Origin of the sequence: Chryseomicrobium aureum, from assembly GCF_043182735.1 — a bacterium.
Classification (GTDB): domain Bacteria; phylum Bacillota; class Bacilli; order Bacillales_A; family Planococcaceae; genus Chryseomicrobium; species Chryseomicrobium aureum.
Map to the genome: position 1 here is coordinate 1,426,232 of NZ_CP171117.1, position 18,578 is coordinate 1,444,809.

19 protein-coding genes are annotated in these 18,578 nt (G+C 42.2%); 1 reads left to right on the forward strand and 18 read right to left on the reverse strand.

Going from position 1 to position 18,578, the window contains the following annotated elements:
* Nucleotides 1-30: 30 nt before the first annotated feature.
* Nucleotides 31-852 (reverse strand): pyruvate, water dikinase regulatory protein, encoded by an 822-nt coding sequence (locus ACF3OH_RS07515; RefSeq protein WP_204591876.1) that lies wholly within the window; start codon nt 850-852, stop codon nt 31-33.
* Between the two features lie 13 nt (nt 853-865).
* A complete protein-coding gene (locus tag ACF3OH_RS07520; protein ID WP_392456733.1) occupies nt 866-1,504 on the reverse strand; it encodes a helix-turn-helix transcriptional regulator in 639 nt (212 codons plus the stop codon).
* A gap of 321 nt (nt 1,505-1,825) precedes the next feature.
* Here ACF3OH_RS07520 and ACF3OH_RS07525 point away from each other — a divergent pair, with 321 nt between their 5' ends.
* Nucleotides 1,826-3,196 carry a glycine--tRNA ligase gene (locus ACF3OH_RS07525; RefSeq protein WP_392456735.1) on the forward strand — a complete coding sequence of 457 codons (1,371 nt, stop codon included), beginning with the start codon at nt 1,826-1,828 and terminating at the stop codon, nt 3,194-3,196.
* A gap of 16 nt (nt 3,197-3,212) precedes the next feature.
* On the opposite strand, the gene recO is transcribed toward ACF3OH_RS07525, so the two are convergent.
* The 16 genes from recO to dnaJ form a co-directional block, all read right to left on the reverse strand.
* Nucleotides 3,213-3,995 (reverse strand): DNA repair protein RecO, encoded by a 783-nt coding sequence (gene recO, locus ACF3OH_RS07530; protein ID WP_204591872.1) that lies wholly within the window; start codon nt 3,993-3,995, stop codon nt 3,213-3,215.
* A 15-nt stretch (nt 3,996-4,010) separates the two neighbouring features.
* Nucleotides 4,011-4,916 (reverse strand): GTPase Era, encoded by a 906-nt coding sequence (gene era, locus ACF3OH_RS07535; protein WP_204591871.1) that lies wholly within the window; start codon nt 4,914-4,916, stop codon nt 4,011-4,013.
* Between the two features lie 28 nt (nt 4,917-4,944).
* Entirely contained in the window at nt 4,945-5,304 is a 360-nt protein-coding gene (locus ACF3OH_RS07540; protein WP_392453908.1) for a diacylglycerol kinase family protein, read from the reverse strand.
* Between the two features lie 4 nt (nt 5,305-5,308).
* Nucleotides 5,309-5,779 carry an rRNA maturation RNase YbeY gene (gene ybeY / locus ACF3OH_RS07545; protein ID WP_392453909.1) on the reverse strand — a complete coding sequence of 157 codons (471 nt, stop codon included), beginning with the start codon at nt 5,777-5,779 and terminating at the stop codon, nt 5,309-5,311.
* Nucleotides 5,776-7,887, reverse strand: coding sequence for an HD family phosphohydrolase (locus tag ACF3OH_RS07550; protein WP_392453910.1), 2,112 nt, complete (start codon nt 7,885-7,887; stop codon nt 5,776-5,778). The genes ybeY and ACF3OH_RS07550 overlap by 4 nt, the downstream gene beginning before the upstream one ends.
* Nucleotides 7,888-7,943: 56 nt before the next feature.
* Complete coding sequence (locus ACF3OH_RS07555; protein ID WP_392453911.1) at nt 7,944-8,897, reverse strand: PhoH family protein; 954 nt, start codon at nt 8,895-8,897, stop codon at nt 7,944-7,946.
* A 237-nt stretch (nt 8,898-9,134) separates the two neighbouring features.
* Nucleotides 9,135-9,359, reverse strand: a complete 225-nt coding sequence (locus tag ACF3OH_RS07560; RefSeq protein WP_204591862.1) for a hypothetical protein — start codon at nt 9,357-9,359, stop codon at nt 9,135-9,137.
* A gap of 50 nt (nt 9,360-9,409) precedes the next feature.
* On the reverse strand, nt 9,410-9,931 hold the full coding sequence (locus ACF3OH_RS07565; RefSeq protein ID WP_392453912.1) for a hypothetical protein: 522 nt from the start codon (nt 9,929-9,931) through the stop codon (nt 9,410-9,412).
* Nucleotides 9,932-9,956: 25 nt separating this feature from the next.
* The gene (floA, locus tag ACF3OH_RS07570; protein ID WP_204591858.1) at nt 9,957-10,961 is read right to left on the reverse strand and encodes a flotillin-like protein FloA; all 1,005 of its coding nucleotides are present in this window, start codon (nt 10,959-10,961) and stop codon (nt 9,957-9,959) included.
* Entirely contained in the window at nt 10,961-12,283 is a 1,323-nt protein-coding gene (locus tag ACF3OH_RS07575) for a nodulation protein NfeD (protein WP_392453913.1), read from the reverse strand. The genes floA and ACF3OH_RS07575 overlap by 1 nt, the downstream gene beginning before the upstream one ends.
* A gap of 711 nt (nt 12,284-12,994) precedes the next feature.
* Nucleotides 12,995-13,168, reverse strand: coding sequence for a 30S ribosomal protein S21 (gene rpsU, locus ACF3OH_RS07580; protein WP_004227078.1), 174 nt, complete (start codon nt 13,166-13,168; stop codon nt 12,995-12,997).
* Between the two features lie 108 nt (nt 13,169-13,276).
* Nucleotides 13,277-13,948: a deoxyribose-phosphate aldolase gene (gene deoC / locus ACF3OH_RS07585; protein ID WP_204591854.1), complete on the reverse strand. Its 672-nt coding sequence runs from the start codon at nt 13,946-13,948 to the stop codon at nt 13,277-13,279.
* Between the two features lie 425 nt (nt 13,949-14,373).
* On the reverse strand, nt 14,374-15,714 hold the full coding sequence (gene mtaB, locus ACF3OH_RS07590) for a tRNA (N(6)-L-threonylcarbamoyladenosine(37)-C(2))-methylthiotransferase MtaB (protein WP_392453916.1): 1,341 nt from the start codon (nt 15,712-15,714) through the stop codon (nt 14,374-14,376).
* Nucleotides 15,715-15,728: 14 nt separating this feature from the next.
* Entirely contained in the window at nt 15,729-16,463 is a 735-nt protein-coding gene (locus ACF3OH_RS07595; RefSeq protein ID WP_392453917.1) for a 16S rRNA (uracil(1498)-N(3))-methyltransferase, read from the reverse strand.
* A gap of 11 nt (nt 16,464-16,474) precedes the next feature.
* Nucleotides 16,475-17,413, reverse strand: coding sequence for a 50S ribosomal protein L11 methyltransferase (gene prmA, locus ACF3OH_RS07600; RefSeq protein WP_392453919.1), 939 nt, complete (start codon nt 17,411-17,413; stop codon nt 16,475-16,477).
* A gap of 14 nt (nt 17,414-17,427) precedes the next feature.
* Nucleotides 17,428-18,558, reverse strand: coding sequence for a molecular chaperone DnaJ (gene dnaJ / locus ACF3OH_RS07605; RefSeq protein WP_204590208.1), 1,131 nt, complete (start codon nt 18,556-18,558; stop codon nt 17,428-17,430).
* Nucleotides 18,559-18,578: the final 20 nt, after the last annotated feature.

Genomic DNA, 18,578 nt, shown 5'->3' on the forward strand with positions numbered 1-18,578 from the left:
AAAATCCGGACGATGGTCGCCCGGATTTTTTTAAGTACGTGTGCAATTTTTTAGTGAATCTTGTCTTTTGGATATGATAATGTTTGCCGTTTCTTCGACTGCGCGATTCGTAACATCAATAACTTCACACTGAATTTTAGAAACGACTGAGTGGAAGTGGTCAAGCTCTTCTTGTATTCTCTCTATTTTAGCGTAGTTTGCCTCGTCACTCAAGCCAATTGCCTTGAGCCGCTCCCGCCTAATAGAATTCAATTTTTCAGGATTGATTACTAAGCCAAAACATTTTGCCGGGTCGATCTCATAGAGTTCTTCTGGCGGCTCCACTTCTGGAACCAAGGGTACATTCGCAACTTTCCATCGTTTGTTCGCCAAATATTGCGATAGAGGCGTCTTGGATGTGCGAGAAACCCCTACTAAGACGATATCAGCTTGCAAAAGACCTCTTGGATCTCGTCCATCATCATATTTGACAGCAAACTCTACCGCTTCGATTTTTGCGAAGTAATCTTCATCTAAGCGGCGAACAAGACCTGGTTCTTGCATCGCTTGTGAACCGATGACTTTTTCAAACTTTGTGATAACAGGTCCCATCAGATCAATTGCTTCGACACCTGACTGCTCAGATAGGGATGCCACTTGATCTTTCATGTCGTCCCGCACGAGTGTGTAGATAATAATTGCACGATGTGACTTTGCAAGCGTCACTATTTCTTGAATATGCTCAAGAGAATCAATATGGGTAAAGCGTTTAATTTTTGCTTTATGATACACTTCTTCGAATTGGCTGAGCGCTGCTTTCGCTACGAGCTCTCCAGTTTCTCCGATTGAATCTGAAATAATAAAAATGTGCATGCAGCCACTCTCCTTAAATGTCGTGTTCATCTGCAAGCGCTAAAAATGCGCGAGTGATTGTCGTCTTCGTTACACGGCCCACAACTTCAAACCCATCTTCTTGTTTTCTGACGACCGGCAATGCATCGATTTGTCGATCCATCAAGAGTTGAGCAGCACTTAACAGCGAATCCTCTTTTTGGCAGACTGTTATATTTGGCATCCGCGTCATCATCATATGCACCGGCATCTTCGTCAGGTCTTGGTTCCCTATAGAGATGCGGAGCAAGTCTTTGCGCGACACTACACCTGTTAAAATTCCCGCTTTGTTCACGACAAACATCGAGCCAACATCCTCTAAGAAGAGCTGACAAATTGCGTCGTAAACGGAGATATGTTCTTGTATGACAACCGGGACAGATTGAAAATCTTTGACCTTCCACTTGGTCATCGTTTCAGAAATTGCCTGTCCAGATTTTTTTCCAGAATAAAAATAACCGACACGAGGTCGTGCATCAAGATAGCCTGCCATTGTCAAAATGGCTAAATCCGGGCGAAGTGTCGAGCGCGTTAGACTAAGTCGGTCCGCAATCTGTTCACCTGTGATCGGTCCATTCTCTTTAACAATATCGAGGATCTCTACTTGTCGTTTATTGAGTTCGATTGTTTCCACCGCCTCAAAGTTCATCAAAATTTCAGTCTAATTATAGCGCACATAAGGAGTGATTGCGAAGTAAACTTGCTCATGCTATACTAATTTTATTCAAATAGAGACGTTGAGTGGACAATAAGTAGTACCGCCTAAAGCGAGCAGGAAATAGTGAAAGCCTGCATGGTATGAAACGGCATCCAGGAGTCTTATCCGGACAAAGAGGACTGACTAGTTTCAGTCAATCGAGGTGGAACCGCGGGTTTAACGACTCGTCCTCGGGCAATAGGCCCGTGGGCGGGTCGTTTTTCTTTGTCCAATACTTAAGGAGGAATAGCGATGAACATGGAGACGATTGTAAGCATTGCCAAGCAACGTGGATTTGTCTTTCCTGGCTCTGAAATCTATGGTGGTTTAGCTAACACATGGGATTACGGCCCACTAGGAATCGAACTGAAAAACAATATTAAAAAAGCATGGTGGAAAAAGTTTATTCAAGAATCGCCAACGAATGTCGGAATTGACGCAGCGATTTTAATGAACCCAAAAACGTGGGTGGCTTCTGGACATATCGGAAACTTTAATGATCCAATGATTGATTGTAAAGCCTGTAAATCACGTCATCGTGCAGATAAGATCATTGAAGACGCACTTGACGCAAAAGGAATCGAAATGGTTGTCGACGGTCTATCCTTTGATGACATGAAGAAATTAATCGATGAGCACAACATTGTCTGCCCGACTTGTAAGAAGTTCGACTACACAGATATTCGTCAGTTCAACTTGATGTTCAAAACATTCCAAGGTGTTACGGAAAGCTCTACGAACGAAATTTTCTTACGCCCTGAAACGGCACAAGGTATTTTCGTCAATTTCAAAAATGTACAGCGCTCTATGCGTAAAAAAGTGCCGTTTGGGATTGGTCAAATCGGAAAAAGTTTCCGCAATGAAATTACACCGGGTAACTTTACATTCCGTACGCGTGAATTCGAACAAATGGAGCTTGAATTCTTCTGCAAGCCAGGAGAAGACCTAGAGTGGTACGCATACTGGCGTGACTTCTGTAAAGATTGGTTACTAAACCTAGGGATGAAAGAAGATACGATTCGTTTGCGTGAGCACGATCAAGATGAGTTGTCGCATTACTCAAATGCAACAGTCGATATCGAATACAAATTCCCATTCGGATGGGGCGAGCTTTGGGGAATTGCAGACCGTACAGACTTCGATTTGAAGCAACATATGGAACACTCAAACGAAGACTTCACATACATTGATCCTTTAACAAACGAACGTTACGTCCCTTATGTGATCGAGCCTTCTCTTGGTGCAGACCGCGTAACACTTGCTTTCTTGATCAATGCGTATGAAGAAGAACAATTAGAAGGTGACGACACACGAAATGTGATGCGCTTCCACCCAGCTCTTGCTCCTTATAAAGCGGCTATTTTGCCACTTTCTAAAAAGTTGAGCGAACCTGCAGGTGAATTATTTGCAGAACTTAGCAAACATTTCATGGTGGACTACGATGAGTCGCAATCCATTGGGAAACGCTACCGTCGCCAGGATGAAATTGGCACACCGTTCTGTATCACGTATGACTTTGATTCACAAGAAGATGGACAAGTGACAGTGCGTCACCGTGATTCAATGGAACAAACACGTATGAAAGTCGCAGACGTGAAAGCATACATTGAAAAACACTTAGAATTTTAATAGATAAAGGACGTCCCTAGTCTTCAGGGACGTCCTTTTTTTCGTCTGCAAACAGCAAAGGATTGCGTTCGATTTGCGTTAAAAATTTCCGTGACTTCAAATGGATGCCCACTTGTTCCTCGTAAATTGTTGAAACAATCTTTCGCATGAATTGCTTCGTTTCTTTTTTCAGTTGAATGGAATTCACTTCTTCGAGTGACGTGAACATAAATGTTCGAATCAAGCGAACTTGCACAGGTGTCAATCGAATGATGTAAGGGTCTATGTGAAAACATCTATGGCACAAAAATCCGATCTGTTGAAAAGAAAATGCAAACTCCCCTTCTTTTGACCCGCAATTTGCACAACCATCTAAGAAGGGTCGAATTCCAGCGACCGGTAACATCTTCCATTCCACGAACAATAAAATAGCTTCTGGATCTTGTTCTTCTTCAATGGCTTGCATTGCTTGATGAAGAAGCTGATAAATGCCACTCGAGGCTACATCTTGTTCTGTCAGTTTATCAACAAGCTCTGTTATAACACTCGCATACGCTGTCTTTAAAAAGTCCTCACGGATATGACGCATCGACTGAATAATTTCTGCTTGTTGCAGGGTCCCCATTCCTTTTCCCTGTTGAAGTAAAAAGTGACCATGTGTAAAGGGCTGCGTGACAGCAGAAAATCGACTTGCCGGCTTTTTAGCTCCACGCGCCATGGCTGTTCGCTTCCCAAGTTCTTCGGTGAGAATAGTTATAATTTTATTGTTCTCTCCGTAAGGAATCGCTCGTAGCACATATCCCTCTACTTTTGTCAGCATGGTGAGGCCTCCCTCTTAATACTCATCGTCACGGAAACCGTAATCGCGCAATTGATTAGACTTATTGCGCCAGTCTTTTTGAACTTTTACCCAAAGCTCTAAAAATACTTTTGAACCAAGAAGCATTTCAATGTCTTGACGCGCTTTTGTTCCGATGTCTTTAAGAAGCGCTCCTCGTTTACCGATGACGATTCCTTTTTGAGAATCTCGTTCTACTACAATCGTTGCAGAGACATTGATTAATTCTTTCCCCTCTTCTTTTCGTATCTGCTCGATGACAACTGCGATTGAATGAGGAATTTCTTCACGTGTTACATGCAATACTTTCTCACGAATCAATTCCGAAATAATAAAACGTTCTGGGTGGTCAGTTACTTGATCAGCTGGATAATACTGAGGTCCTTCCGGTAAGTAGCTTTCGATTGTGGACAGTAGACGATCTATATTGTTTCCTTGCAGTGCTGAGATGGGTACGATTTCCGCAAATTTGTATTCATTTTTATAAGAATCAATGATTCCAAATAGCTCATCTGGATGTACTTCGTCAATTTTATTAATCACTAAAAATACAGGTGTTTGATTACCCTCTAGTAGTTCCATAATCATTTTGTCCCCAGATCCAATGGGCTCAGTTGCATTGACCATGAACATGATGACGTCTACTTCTTTCATCGTGTTCTTTGCAACTTTCATCATAAAATCACCCAGTTTATGCTTAGGTTTGTGCATACCTGGTGTATCAATAAAGATCATTTGGCTCGTATCTTGTGTCAAAACACCTTGCACTTTATTGCGAGTTGTCTGTGGTTTGTCACTCATGATAGCGATCTTTTGACCGATGACTCGATTTAAGAATGTCGACTTTCCAACGTTTGGTCGACCAATGATTGAGATAAAGCCTGATTTAAATTTTGATTCCATACTAAAAAATTCCTCCGTTCATTCCTCTCTAACTGATCACTTCAATTAGTTTTGGAATGTATAGTATACACCCAATTGCTAGTGCACCGCACGCATAAATGAGACATGCGCCTGCCGCAATGTCTTTTATCTGTCCTGCCCTCTCATCCCATTCAGGCTGCACGAAATCAACTATACGCTCAACTGCAGTGTTGACCAACTCCAGTGCAATCATTCCACTTATGGTCAGAACAAGGACCACCCACTCTAAGGCGGAAAACTGAAGAAGGAAAGCACCGGCAATCGTTCCGATAGCCGCTACAATATGGAACTTTAAGTGACGTTCCAACTTGGCTGCACGAAATATCCCTTGCCATGCATTTTGGAATGACTTTACTTCACGTCGCATACGCTTACTCAGTTGTGCGAGGTAAGCCGAACTCAGTTAAATAGTGTTCTTGTTTGGCAAACATCTCACGTTCGTCTTGTTCTGTCATATGGTCATATCCAAGTAAATGCAAAAGTCCATGAGCTGCTAAAAATGCTAGCTCTCGTTCAAAACTGTGACCATATTCGATTGCTTGCTCTCTTCCACGATCTACTGAGATGATAATGTCACCTAGAAGGATTGGTTCTTCACCAATAATCTGGATTTCCCCTTCCCCATGCTCTTGCATCGCAAATGAGATGACGTCTGTCACTGCATCTTTGCCCCTGTAAGTTTTATTGATCTCTTGAATCTCTTCATTGGTCACAAAGGATACAGAGAGTTCCGCATCTTGAGCAACGGATTCTTTATCTGCAATAAATAGCAATACATCTTCCACTAACTGCAACGTCTTTTCATCCGCCGCATTTTGCTCATTTTGAAAATCGACAATCATTTTTTGTCCTCCTCTGGATATTGAATACGCTCATGATAAAACCCTTTTAATGTTGTACATATACTTTGTTTTACAATTTGTAAGTCTTTCATTGAAATATCACATTCATCGAATTGCCCATCATTCACACGATCCTTGATAATCGAATCAACAAGTTTCATTATCTTTTCACTATCGGGTTGTTTCATAGAACGAACTGCTGCTTCTACACTGTCAGCTATCGAAATAACAGCTGCTTCTTTTGTTTGAGGTTTTGGTCCTTCATAGCGGAAATCTGCTTCTATACATGTCTCGTCGTGTTGCTTGGCTTTATGATAAAAGAATTTAATACATGTTGTCCCATGATGTTGAAGTGCAACGTCTACGATCGCCTTAGGTATTCGGTTTTGTATCAATAAGGCAGCCCCATCTGTTGTGTGGTCCCGAATTATTGAGGCACTTGTTTCTGGCGGGAGACTGTCGTGTGGGTTATACCCATTGGTTTGATTTTCAATGAAAAATCCAGGTCTTCTTGTCTTGCCAATATCATGATAATAACAAGCTACACGCGCAAACAGACCATTTGCTCCGATTGCTTCGCAAGCTGCTTCTGAAAGGTTTGCAACCATAACACTGTGATGGTAAGTTCCCGGCGTTTCCATTAACAACTTTTTTAGAAGTGGGTGCCCAGGATTCGCAAGTTCGAATAATTTCATTGTAGACAAAATACCAAAAGCTGATTCAAAGAACGGCAATGTACCAAATGTGAACGCTCCGGAAATCAAACCTGATAACAGTGCGAGACCTAATGAAAGTAATGAATAATTTAAAGTCAATGCGCTTGTTGAGAGTAACAAATAGGCAAGCATAAAGAGAGCATTCGTTGCCGCAACTATACCACTTGCTTTTAATATTGGAGCACTTCCTGATAGGAACTTAAAGGCGAATATACCTGAAAGACCACCAATCAATGTATAAAGTGCCACATCGGTTTGTAAAAAAGTCGTGAAGTCTTCTCTGAAAATATATCCTGACAGTAAAGCATTTGCGATTAGTGAAATATAGGCAAGGCGTTCGCTCGTCAACAGATAAACTGTCATGGCAACAAATCCTGTTGGAAATAAAAATGCAAGTGAGATTGTGAAATTATCATCAATCATAGAGGTCAATACCATCAAGATCGATGCAACAAGTATCACAACAAGTGCCACCGTCAACCAAGTGAGTCGTGTTTTACGCGTACCTTTTGTTAAATGGATAGCGCAGTATACCATAGCTACCGCTAAGAAAATTAACACAGCTAGACCTAAGTATGATTTGTATTGGACAGTATCTTCAATCATTCCAGTCAATTCAAGTTGGCGATAAATTTCACGGTCCACATACTGGCCTTGTTGCACCAATAGTTGTCCTTGTAAAATTCTTGTAGGTTCTACTGCATTGACCGCTTGTTGAATGCGTTGTTCAGTCAATTCTTCATCTAAAAATTCTGTTTCAATGATCGCAACAGCCAGGATTTTTGTGAGAATTGTTTCAAAGTTAGTTGGAAATGGCAAACGTTCTAGTACACGAGATGCGGCTTCTTCACGTGCTACAGTTAATTGAGGCCCACGAATAGGTTGATTGAGCGCTGTAGCCACTTCATCGGTTACAACCTCGTCTGCGGTTGTAAGAGTCGATGCAGGTTGGTTTAGTAATACGGATAGTTCTTCATCACTCAGTCGTTCAACAAGTTCGTTTGATAGCGCTTCTAATTCTACTTTCAGTTGTTGAACGGGTGGTTGTTCACTATCTTCAGACAGTGCTTCTTGCTTTATCACTAAGATTGTTTCAAACACAGAAGAAGTCCATGCGGCTTGGTTATCGCTAGCTTCTTCTTGAAACACATAAACTGGATCAACTGACTCTCGAGCAGCTAGTCGATCCTGTTCAGTTTTTAAAGGATCTTCCACCGTTTTGGTGGAACGAATCGTTTCAGGAGACAATTGGAAACGCTCGATTGTATATGTATTTTCATTCGTTACAAATGAGAGCAAGACAAACAATACTACAGCCATCACTAATGTGACAGATGCAAACACACCTTTTTTATCATGTACGGTTTGTAAAAAAGAAAGAATCCGGTTCACAAGCACCCCTCCATCTTCCATAAGTATACCATGTAAAAAGCAGTAGTCGAAACCGACTACTGCCCTTCTTCATACGCTTGTATTATTTTTGCGACCAATGGATGACGTACAACGTCCCCTTGCTCTAAATAATGGAAATCAATCCCTTTTACTGATTTCAACATTGATTCTGCAATCATTAGACCCGATTTCGTATTTTTCGGAAGGTCAATTTGTGTCTTATCACCCGTGATGACCATTTTAGAGCCAAACCCCAGGCGCGTTAAAAACATTTTCATTTGGGCAGGTGTCGTATTCTGTGCTTCATCTAATATGACAAACGCATCATCTAATGTTCTACCACGCATATAGGCTAAAGGTGCGATTTCAATAACACCACGTTCAATAAGGCGTTCAGTTTGTTCTGCACCGATGACATCATGCAGTGCATCATAAAGTGGACGTAGATACGGATCTACTTTTTCTTTTAAATCGCCTGGTAAGAAACCTAAGCTTTCGCCGGCTTCTACGGCTGGACGAGTTAAAATGATACGCTTGACGTGTCCGTTTTTAAGAGCTTGGGAAGCCATTACAACAGCTAGATAGGTTTTCCCTGTTCCAGCTGGTCCGATTCCAAACGTCAAATCAAAATTTTTAATGCCTTTGACATAGGCTCTTTGACCGATTGATTTTGCTCGAATAACTTTTCCTTTTACCGTACGAGCAATCTCTTCCTCGTAAAGGCGAACAAAATAATCAATTGTTCCTGCGTTTGCCATTTCAAGAGCAGCAACCACGTCACGCTCATTTACTTGAATACCTTTACGAATCAATTCTAGTAAAGCGTTCACTACACTATGCGCCTTTTTAACAGCTTCTTCCTCGCCAACAATTAAAAACGTGTCGCCACGCGCGATTAGCTGGACCGAAAAGTTTTCTTCAATAAGCGCAAAGTTTTTATCCCCATTACCATGAAGCTGCGCCGCTTCTGCAGGGTCATTCACTTTGATTTCGAGTTTTTCTTCAGTCATTTACTATCTCCTTAAGGTACTCCGTTTTCGCGATGTTGCCATGTAAGTTGACTAGTACCTTACCTCTTACTTTACCATTATTATTTTCCAAATGTAAAACCTTTACACCGAGTATTTTCACTTCTTCATCACTCTCCGAAACAAACTGTCTCAAAAGCTCAGTAATGTGACTCGATTCAAGCTCGAAATTCTTTTTCGTAGTGGCGGCCTCAAACTCTAGTTCTCTCCAAAATGGGTTCAATTAGTAATGGTCTGAATTTCAAGTGTCTTCAATCCTTTGAACAAGACTTCTAGTGATTCATTGGTTAGCTTACGAACACGGAGGCTTTCTGCATGTAATTGAATGAAATGATCAGTCGTCTGTAGCGCAAACATTGTATCCGTCATTGTTCGGATAGTAACCGATGATTTGATAAGGAGATACGAGGATAGATTCGTTTCTACATAGTGAGGATTCAACAAAAAAACACCCCTCTCTTACATATGACTATGTAAGAGAGCAGGTGTTCAGACTAGCGTCTTTTTGAAATTGGTGGTGCAAGCACTTCTGATAGAACAATGGCCTGTGCCAATTGCTCTTTTGAATCAATCAGCTTTTTTACCGGTATTTCCTTCATTGGTTGTTCTTTTGGTTTATTGTGAGCGGACAAACGACCAGGACGTGATTGACCGATTTCACCAGCTGCAATGACTGGATCTACTTTAGCGGCACGCTCAGGTCGAATCGTTTGCGGCCGACTTTGAGAAGATCGTTCTCGAACTTCAGTTTCGGCCCGCTTCACAACTTCCTTCACTTTGGGAGGAATCTTTTCTTCATTCTGCTCAAGCATCTGTCTCGTCCAGTCCTCTAATTCTTTTAAAGAACGAGGGCGAGCAGGTTGTTGTTGACTCGCTTGTCTAGTTTGAGCCGGTTGCGATGTTTGAGTTGGTTCTTTTTGTCTCACTGGAGGTGGAGTTTCTTGACTTGCTTTTTTCTTGCTGCCAAAAAACGAACTGATAATTAGCGACAAGACAATTAGCAATAATCCTTCCATGTCCGCTCCTCCCTTCTACTCGAACTTACGAGTTTGTCGGATTGTCTTTGCTATCATCTTTTCCAACTTTGCTGATAGAATCACGCATGGATGTATCTGCTTGGATATTCTTGTAGTTCATGTAATCCATAACACCGATGTTTCCATCTTTTAAAGCGTCTGCCATTGCAAGTGGAACTTGTGATTCCGCTTCAACAACTTTCGCGCGCATTTCTTCAACGCGAGCCTTCATCTCTTGCTCAGTAGCAACGGCCATTGCACGTCGCTCTTCGGCTTTAGCTTGTGCAATTTTCTTATCTGCTTCAGCTTGCTCTGTTTGTAGTTCAGCACCGATGTTTTTGCCGATATCAACGTCCGCGATATCAATCGATAGAATTTCAAATGCTGTACCTGAATCAAGACCTTTAGATAGTACGGTTTGAGAAATCATATCTGGATTTTCAAGTACTTTTTTGTGATTTTCTGAAGAACCAATAGTACTTACAATCCCCTCACCAACACGAGCGACGATTGTTTCCTCACCAGCACCCCCGACAAGACGGTCGATGTTTGCACGAACTGTAATTCGCGCTTTTGCTTTTACTTCAATACCGTCCATCGCAACACCCGCGATAAATGGAGTTTCAATTACTTTTGGATTAACAGACATCTGTACTGCTTCTAAAACATCACGACCTGCTAAGTCAATTGCTGCAGCTCGTTCAAATGATAAATCAATGTTTGCACGGTGTGCTGCAATTAGAGCATTTACTACGCGGTCAACATTACCACCCGCAAGGTAGTGACTCTCTAGTTGGTTAATTTGAACGTCAAGACCCGCTTTATGTGCTTTAATCAACGGATTAACAATTCGGTTTGGAATAACGCGACGTAAACGCATCCCGATTAGTGTGAAAATACTGATTCGTACGCCTGCAGCTAGTGCGGAAATCCACAACGTGACAGGTACGAAAGTGAAGAATACGGCAAGGAATAAAAATACGATAACAATCGCTGCTACCAAGCCGACAATTCCAAAGCTTTCTATCATTACATTTCCTCCTCTTTCAGTTCACGAACTACAATTCGTGATCCTTCTACTTTTCGGATGATTACTTTTTTGTTGCGGTCAATAAAATCCCCTTCAGAAACCGCATCCAATCGCTCATCACCAATAACAATAGTACCAGATGGACGAAGTGGTGTTAAGGTGTCTGCTGTAGATCCAACTAATTCTCTTCGTTCTATAGACGAGACATACCCTCTCTCCGTAGACGTTGAGTCACTTAAAATTATTTTATTAAACAATTTTAATCTTCTTCCAAAAAACTTCATAATGATCACCATTCCTATAATCGCAACTCCAAGTGCAATTAAAATTGAGATACTAATTTGTGTCATATCTGCCCCTGCTAAATAAAGGCTTCCGATGATCGCTATCCCTCCAAGTACACCACTGATACCAAAGGGGACGAAAATCTCTGCAATCAACAAGATGACGCCTAGAGCAAATAAAAGCATCGCTTCATACCCCGCAAGCCCAGCAATCATGTGCCCGTAGAAAAACAGCATTAAAGCACTCAAGCCCGCAATTCCTGGCAGACCAAATCCTGGCGAGTAGAGTTCAAGCACTAGTCCTAGACTTCCGATGGAGAGCAAAATTGGAACAATAATCGGGTTTGTAACGAATCGGGCTAGTTTGACCAAGAAAGATTCTTCTACTGAGACGACCTCTGCATCTGCGAGACCAACTGCATCTAATACTTCATCTAATGAATTGACAATACCTTCTGCATACCCAACCTCTAAAGCTTCACTTGCTGATAGAGTCAGAAGTTCTCCGGCATCCACACCAAGTTCCGGAATCTCTAAAGACTCATCCACCATAGCCTTTGCATAGACAGGATTACGTCCAGAGTGTTCCGCGGCGTTTCGCATGGAAGCTGCCCAGGCACTGCGCGCTTTTTCATCAGCAGCATTTCCAGTTTGATCAATGACAGCCGCTGCTCCCATTGTAGCATTCGGTGACATGTAAATCTCTTCTGCGTAAAGCGCTAAGAATGCTCCGGCAGATAATGCTCGGTTATTGATAAAGAGATAAATTGGAATGTCCTCGGTATCAGCCATTAGCTTTGCAATATTTTCTGCTTCGTCTACAAGTCCACCGGGCGTATTCATTTCAATAATAATAGCTTCTGCGTTAGCTTCTTCCGCTTCTTCAATAGATTGTGCTAGAAATGTGTATAGCGCTTTTTCTACGACATCATCTAATGGAATACGGTAAACGGTTTCATTTTGAGCACCAACGGAAAAAAGTGGCAAGAGGAGTCCAAGTAAAAGTGAGAGGACCCATACAATTCGCAATTTTTTCACCTTTTCACCCCACTTTCTCGATCTGTCTACCTGCTTCTACGATTATCATACCGAAAAGTTTCATACGCATGCATGTTTTTTTGATTGTATTAGCGGGAAATTATATTTAATTCGTCAATATTGTGTCGGTAGTTTAGTTTGTGGAGCCGACTACTCTAGAACTTTTAATGTCGTCAATCTCTGGGGCTACACTTAACCTAAGTAGCAGAAATAAGGGGTTTCATTGTAAAATATCGCCTCTAAGAAGAATCGAATGAAGCTGAGCGCTCGTTCATCGGATGAATTGAGGATTTATTCTACCGAAACTACAATTTATTCTACCGAAACTACAATTTATTCTACCCAAAACAAATTTGTTCTACCGAAGTCATATTATGGAAACTATTTCAAGATCAACGCCCAAATTTTCAAACAGTTAAATGGATTATTTGAAAAATCCCGGAAGCTAGGTCGTCATTTCCCGGGTCATCAGGATTTTCCCGAGACCCGGTAACGAAGATGAAAGTGCTCTCCTTTCAGCTTACGTGGGGAGGCTCGGGGAAATCCTCCCAGGAAATGGCGGCCTGGGTGGAGGGATTCCCTGCCAATAAGTGGAAAATGGTGACAGGCACCTAGTGCAAAATTAAAAACCCGCAAGCTCCAAAAGGAACTTACGGGTTTGTGTTCGATTTAATCATCAAGTGTTAGTAACGCAGGGATGCATCGGGAAGATTACCACTTACGTTTACGCGCAGCTTCTGATTTCTTTTTACGTTTTACGCTTGGTTTTTCATAAAACTCGCGCTTTCGTACCTCTTGAATAGTACCGCTTTTAGAAACAGTACGTTTGAAGCGTCGAAGAGCATCCTCAAGCGATTCGTTTTTGCGAACGACAGTTTTTGACATCTCTCTTTCCCTCCCTCCGAACACACATCAAAGCACATAACAACAAAGTTATGTTACCTAAAAATTATAGCGTATCCAGCAAGAAACGTCAACTAGTGCAACAAAATATTAGTAATCAGAATCGCTCTTTTTACCTTCCATAATTAACACACCAGAACTTGCTCCAATACGAGTCGCTCCAGCTTCCACCATTGTATTGAAATCTTCGATACTACGAACGCCGCCTGATGCTTTAACTTCAAGGTCATCACCAACAGTTTTCTTCATAAGTGCAACGTCTTCTGCAGTTGCGCCACCTGTAGAGAATCCTGTAGATGTTTTCACAAAGTCAGCGCCAGCATTTTTTGAAAGTTGAGAAGCTAGTACGATTTCGTCTTTCGTAAGTAGGCATGTTTCAAGAATCACTTTAACGATTGCTTTGCCTTTAGCTGCTTCAACAACTGCTTCGATGTCTTTTTGTACTTCTTCTGTCAAACCTGATTTTAATGCACCTACGTTTAAAACCATGTCGATTTCAGTAGCACCTTTTGCGATGGCATCTTTTGTTTCGAATGCTTTCACGTCAGTAGTTGATGCACCCAGTGGGAATCCGATAACCGTACAAACTTTTACAGGGCTATCTGTTAAAAGTTCCGCTGCAAATGCAACCCATGTCGGGTTTACACATACAGATGCAAATTCGTATTTTGCCGCTTCTTGGCAAAGAACTTCGATTTGAGATTTTGTAGCGTCTTGTTTTAGTAATGTATGATCAATGTATGATGCTGTTGATTTTTTCATCAATAGACACTCCTTTAAATTGAGTTGTACGTACCTCTTCATCATAAGCAATTTAATTGGAAATAGCAAGGTAGACTTCTAGATGTGGAGAACGCCACTTTATACGTTGAGTTCCACTGCGGGGCTGCTTTCCGTGGGCGCTGCGTGAGCTTCCTCGTCGCAGGCTCCTACGGGATCTCACGGCAGACTGGAATCCCACTGGAGTCAACCCCTCCATTCCACTCAACTTTAGTTTTAGATGTGGAGCCGACTGGTCAGAAATGTTGCGAGAAGACAGCGTGGACCGTGAAGCGTTCTTGCTTCATGGGCCGCGATGGCTTCTTGCGGGATTTCTAGGAGGCGCAACTCGATTTCATTAAAAGTCGAAGATTATATCAAATGATAAGAAAACGCCGCTTCCGAATTGGAAGTGGCGTTACTTGGTCTTATAGGGTGACAAAATTTTCTTCTAAAACACGAACAAATTGACCTTCATTGTATGGATAGCCGGCTTTTGTGATTTTCACTTTCACTAACTGACCGATCAGCTCTTCTGTTCCTGGAATAACAACTTTTAAATAGTTATCTGTATACCCGACAACGAAGTCTCCGGACGTATCTGATTGATAGCGCTCTTCTGGGATGATTTCTAACACTTCGTCTTCATAGCTCGACGCATACTCTTTTGCAAGTTGGTCGTTTAAAGTGATCAAGCGATGCACACGCTCATTTTTGATGTCTTCGTCTACTTGATTGTCCATGCGAGCTGCAGGTGTTCCAGTACGTTTAGAGTAGGGGAATACATGCAATTCTGAGAAACGGTGTGTACGAATAAATTCGTACGTTTCCATAAACTCTTCTTCTGTTTCGCCTGGGAATCCAACAATAACGTCCGAAGTGATAGCTAAATCTGGCAAAGCTTTGCGCAACTCGATTAAACGGTCTGCGAAAAATGCCATCGTATATTTACGACGCATACGCTTCAATACGGTATCCGAGCCAGACTGAATCGGAATATGTAAATGGCGTACAACAATTTTAGATTCTTTCAAAACTGCAATGACCTCGTCTGTTAATTGACTTGCCTCAATGGAACTGATGCGAAGTCTTTTTAGGCCTGTCACTTGTGATTCCAAGTCACGAAGAAGCTGAGCTAAATTGTAATCTTTTAAGTCTTCTCCGTAACCACCTGTATGGATACCTGTCAAAACGATTTCTTTATAGCCCGCTGCTACAAGTTGTTTTGCTTGATTCACCACTTCTTCTGGATCACGTGAACGCATTAAACCACGCGCCCAGGGAATGATACAGAATGTGCAGAAGTTGTTGCAGCCTTCTTGGATTTTTAGCGAAGCGCGCGTACGATCAGTAAAGTTCGGGACATCTAATTCTTCATACACACGATTTTTCATGATATTGCCTACCGCATTGATCGGTTGACGCTCGACTTTGTATTGTTCAATGTAATCTAGCATTTTTCTGCGATCTTGTGTTCCTACAACAATATCAACGCCTGGAATAGCCATGATTTCTGCAGGAGACGTTTGTGCATAACAACCGGTTACACAGATGACAGCATCCGGATTTTGTCGAATTGCACGGCGGATCACTTGACGACTCTTTTTGTCCCCCGTGTTCGTTACCGTACATGTATTGATCACATACACGTCTGACTGTTTATCAAACTCTGTTCGTTCATAGTTTTGTTCTTTGAAAAGTTGCCAAATTGCCTCTGTCTCGTAATGATTTACTTTACATCCGAGCGTATGGAATGCTACTGAAGCCATAGTAGCCACCTCTTTCATTCATATTCATAGGAAATTGCAGCTAGTGCATATAATGGAGCTGTTTCTGCACGAAGTATGCGAGGACCCAGTGTTACGGCAGATGCACCGTTTTCGACGAGGCGTTCCACCTCATGGCGTGCAAGTCCACCTTCAGGTCCAAATACGAGCAGTATCGACTTATTATCATACACCGTTTTGATGTGGTCTGCAAACCGGATGCGCTCTGATTTTTTCGCTTCTTCTTCATCGCAAATCAACACAACATCAAACGTTTCAGACACTTTTACAAGATCTTTGAACGAAAGCAGTGAGTGGACATGCGGAATCACTGTTCGATGACTTTGTTCGGCCGCTTCTTTCGCAATCTTTTCAAATCGTTCTTGTTTTTTTGTCCATTTTTTCGCTTCCCATTTTACAATCGAGCGGTCTGCCTCAAAAGGAATAAACCCAGTCATTCCAAGCTCTGTAGCTTTTTGAATGACTAGGTCTAGTTTATCCCCTTTAGGAAGACCGCATGCTATTGTCACATCAACCGGAAGTTCAACCTCTCGCTCGACTGCTTCTTGTACCTGTACAGTTACTCCTTCATCTCCTAAAGAAGAAATGGACGCTACATAAGCTTTTTTATCTGCCACGATAATCACTTGATCGTTTTCTTTCATGCGCATCACGCGTTCGATGTGACGGGCATCGTCTCCAGTAATTACCGCAGTAGGATAGTCGAGTGAATCGACAAAATACCGTTGCATGCCGTTCCCTCCTACTGCTTTCGTGCAATGATGGCAACCCAATCTTCCATCATCATCACTTCTTCGATTGCAAATCCTGCATCTACCAATCCTTGTTTAACATCTTCTTTACGTGCCCCAATGATACCCGACGTGATATAGACACCACCCGGTTTTACCATCTGATACGCATCCTCAGTGAAGGACAAGATGATGTCAGCCAGAATATTTGCGACTACAACATCTGCTTGTGCATCAACTGAATCTAGTAAATTTCCATGTACTGTCCGTACGCGGTCCTGCACATTATTCAGCTCAACATTTTCAGTCGCAGCTTTTACAGCGATCTCATCAAGATCTAGTGCGTGCACATGGTCTGCACCAAGAAGAGCGGCACCAATTGCAAGTACGCCTGAACCCGTTCCAACATCAATCACTGAATGTCCTGACTGGACTTGTTTTTCAAGTGCTTGCAAACACATGACTGTTGTAGGATGTGTTCCAGTTCCGAATGCCATCCCTGGGTCGAGTTCTATAATCAACTCATCGGACTGGACAGGTTGGTAATCTTCCCACGTAGGAACAATTGTAAATCGGTTTGAAATCTTCACAGGGTGATAATACTGCTTCCAAGCAGTCGCCCAGTCTTCTTCGTCTACTTCATGTAGTGTGACGATTCCTTCTCCAATCGAAATACCAAAAGTGCGGAGATTATCAATCGCAAGTTTAATTTCTTCAACGGTTTCATAAATAAAGCTTGTCACCGACAAATAAGCTTTCACACGAACTCCAGAAGCAGGGAAATCTTGTGGATTTAATTCGTAGAGCTCCCCAAATTGATCTTCTCGCTCTTTCCCTAGTTCAAGAGAATCTTCAATGACGACTCCACTTGCTCCTGCTTCATGCAAAATATTACTGATAGGTTCGACTGCTTCATTCGTCGTGAGTACCGACAATTCCATCCATTTCACTTGCGATTCACTCCTTATTCACCTTTGATTTTCGTACGGATTTTATCAAATAACGAGCTTCCCTGTTCTTCCGGAATGTCGCCACTGATTTCTGCAAATTCACGCAGTAACTGCTTTTGTTTTTCAGTCAATTTCTTTGGTGTAATAACTTTTACGATGACGTGTTGATCGCCGACTCCGTATCCGTGTACATTCTTTACGCCTTTTCCTTTTAAACGGAACTTCGTAGAAGATTGCGTACCAGCAGGAATTTTAAGCTTCACTTTCCCTTGAACAGTTGGAATCTCCACTTCGTCTCCAAGTGCTGCTTGCGCAAATGTTAAGGGTAGTGAGTAATAGATGTCATCTCCGTCACGTTCAAAACGAGCATCTGGTTTTACACGGAATACGACATACAAGTCGCCCGCTGGTCCGCCATTGACTCCTGGCTCACCCTGACCGGAAACGCGTAATTGTTGACCATCATCGACGCCTGCAGGAATCGTGATTTTGATTTTCTTACGCTTCGTAACGCGTCCACGTCCAGAACATGTCGTACATTTGTCTTTGATTTCTTTTCCAGTTCCTTCACACACAGGGCAAGTACGTTTCGTCTGCACACGGCCAAACGGTGTATCTTGTGTGATATTGACTTGTCCGTGACCTTGACACTGCGTACATTTTGTAGGAGAAGTCCCTGGTTTTGCACCACTACCGTCACACGTGTCACAAATTTCGTCTTTTGACACTTCAATTTCTTTTTCTTTTCCGAAAACAGCCTCTTCAAACTCAATTGTCATCGAGTATTGTAAGTCATTCCCTTTACGCGGGGCATTCGGATCACGTCTGCGACCACCGCCACCTCCGCCAAAAAACGAACTAAAGATATCTTCAAATCCGAAACCGTCTCCACCAGAGAATCCGCCATTAAATCCACCGAATCCTTGGGGACCAGCGTGACCAAACTGATCGTATTGTGCGCGTTTTTCCTGATCACTCAATACTTCATAAGCCTCAGAAATTTCTTTAAACTTTGCATCTGCACCATCTTCTTTATTGATATCTGGATGGTATTGTTTTGATAATTTTCGGTATGCTTTTTTTATTTCGTCTTGAGAGGCAGTCTTTGAAACGCCGAGCACCTCATAATAATCTCGTTTATCCATGTTTCACTCTCCTAACAGCT

What these genes read in the sequence shown, in the direction of transcription:
- ACF3OH_RS07515 (WP_204591876.1), bottom strand. Translation starts at nt 852, where the DNA reads ATGCACATTTTTATTATTTCAGATTCAATCGGAGAAACTGGAGAGCTC.
- ACF3OH_RS07525 (WP_392456735.1), top strand. Translation starts at nt 1,826, where the DNA reads ATGGAGACGATTGTAAGCATTGCCAAGCAACGTGGATTTGTCTTTCCT.
- recO (WP_204591872.1), bottom strand. Translation starts at nt 3,995, where the DNA reads ATGCTGACAAAAGTAGAGGGATATGTGCTACGAGCGATTCCTTACGGA.
- era (WP_204591871.1), bottom strand. Translation starts at nt 4,916, where the DNA reads ATGGAATCAAAATTTAAATCAGGCTTTATCTCAATCATTGGTCGACCA.
- ACF3OH_RS07540 (WP_392453908.1), bottom strand. Translation starts at nt 5,304, where the DNA reads ATGCGACGTGAAGTAAAGTCATTCCAAAATGCATGGCAAGGGATATTT.
- ybeY (WP_392453909.1), bottom strand. Translation starts at nt 5,779, where the DNA reads ATGATTGTCGATTTTCAAAATGAGCAAAATGCGGCGGATGAAAAGACG.
- ACF3OH_RS07555 (WP_392453911.1), bottom strand. Translation starts at nt 8,897, where the DNA reads ATGACTGAAGAAAAACTCGAAATCAAAGTGAATGACCCTGCAGAAGCG.
- ACF3OH_RS07565 (WP_392453912.1), bottom strand. Translation starts at nt 9,931, where the DNA reads ATGGAAGGATTATTGCTAATTGTCTTGTCGCTAATTATCAGTTCGTTT.
- floA (WP_204591858.1), bottom strand. Translation starts at nt 10,961, where the DNA reads ATGATAGAAAGCTTTGGAATTGTCGGCTTGGTAGCAGCGATTGTTATC.
- rpsU (WP_004227078.1), bottom strand. Translation starts at nt 13,168, where the DNA reads ATGTCAAAAACTGTCGTTCGCAAAAACGAATCGCTTGAGGATGCTCTT.
- deoC (WP_204591854.1), bottom strand. Translation starts at nt 13,948, where the DNA reads ATGAAAAAATCAACAGCATCATACATTGATCATACATTACTAAAACAA.
- mtaB (WP_392453916.1), bottom strand. Translation starts at nt 15,714, where the DNA reads ATGGCTTCAGTAGCATTCCATACGCTCGGATGTAAAGTAAATCATTAC.
- ACF3OH_RS07595 (WP_392453917.1), bottom strand. Translation starts at nt 16,463, where the DNA reads ATGCAACGGTATTTTGTCGATTCACTCGACTATCCTACTGCGGTAATT.
- dnaJ (WP_204590208.1), bottom strand. Translation starts at nt 18,558, where the DNA reads ATGGATAAACGAGATTATTATGAGGTGCTCGGCGTTTCAAAGACTGCC.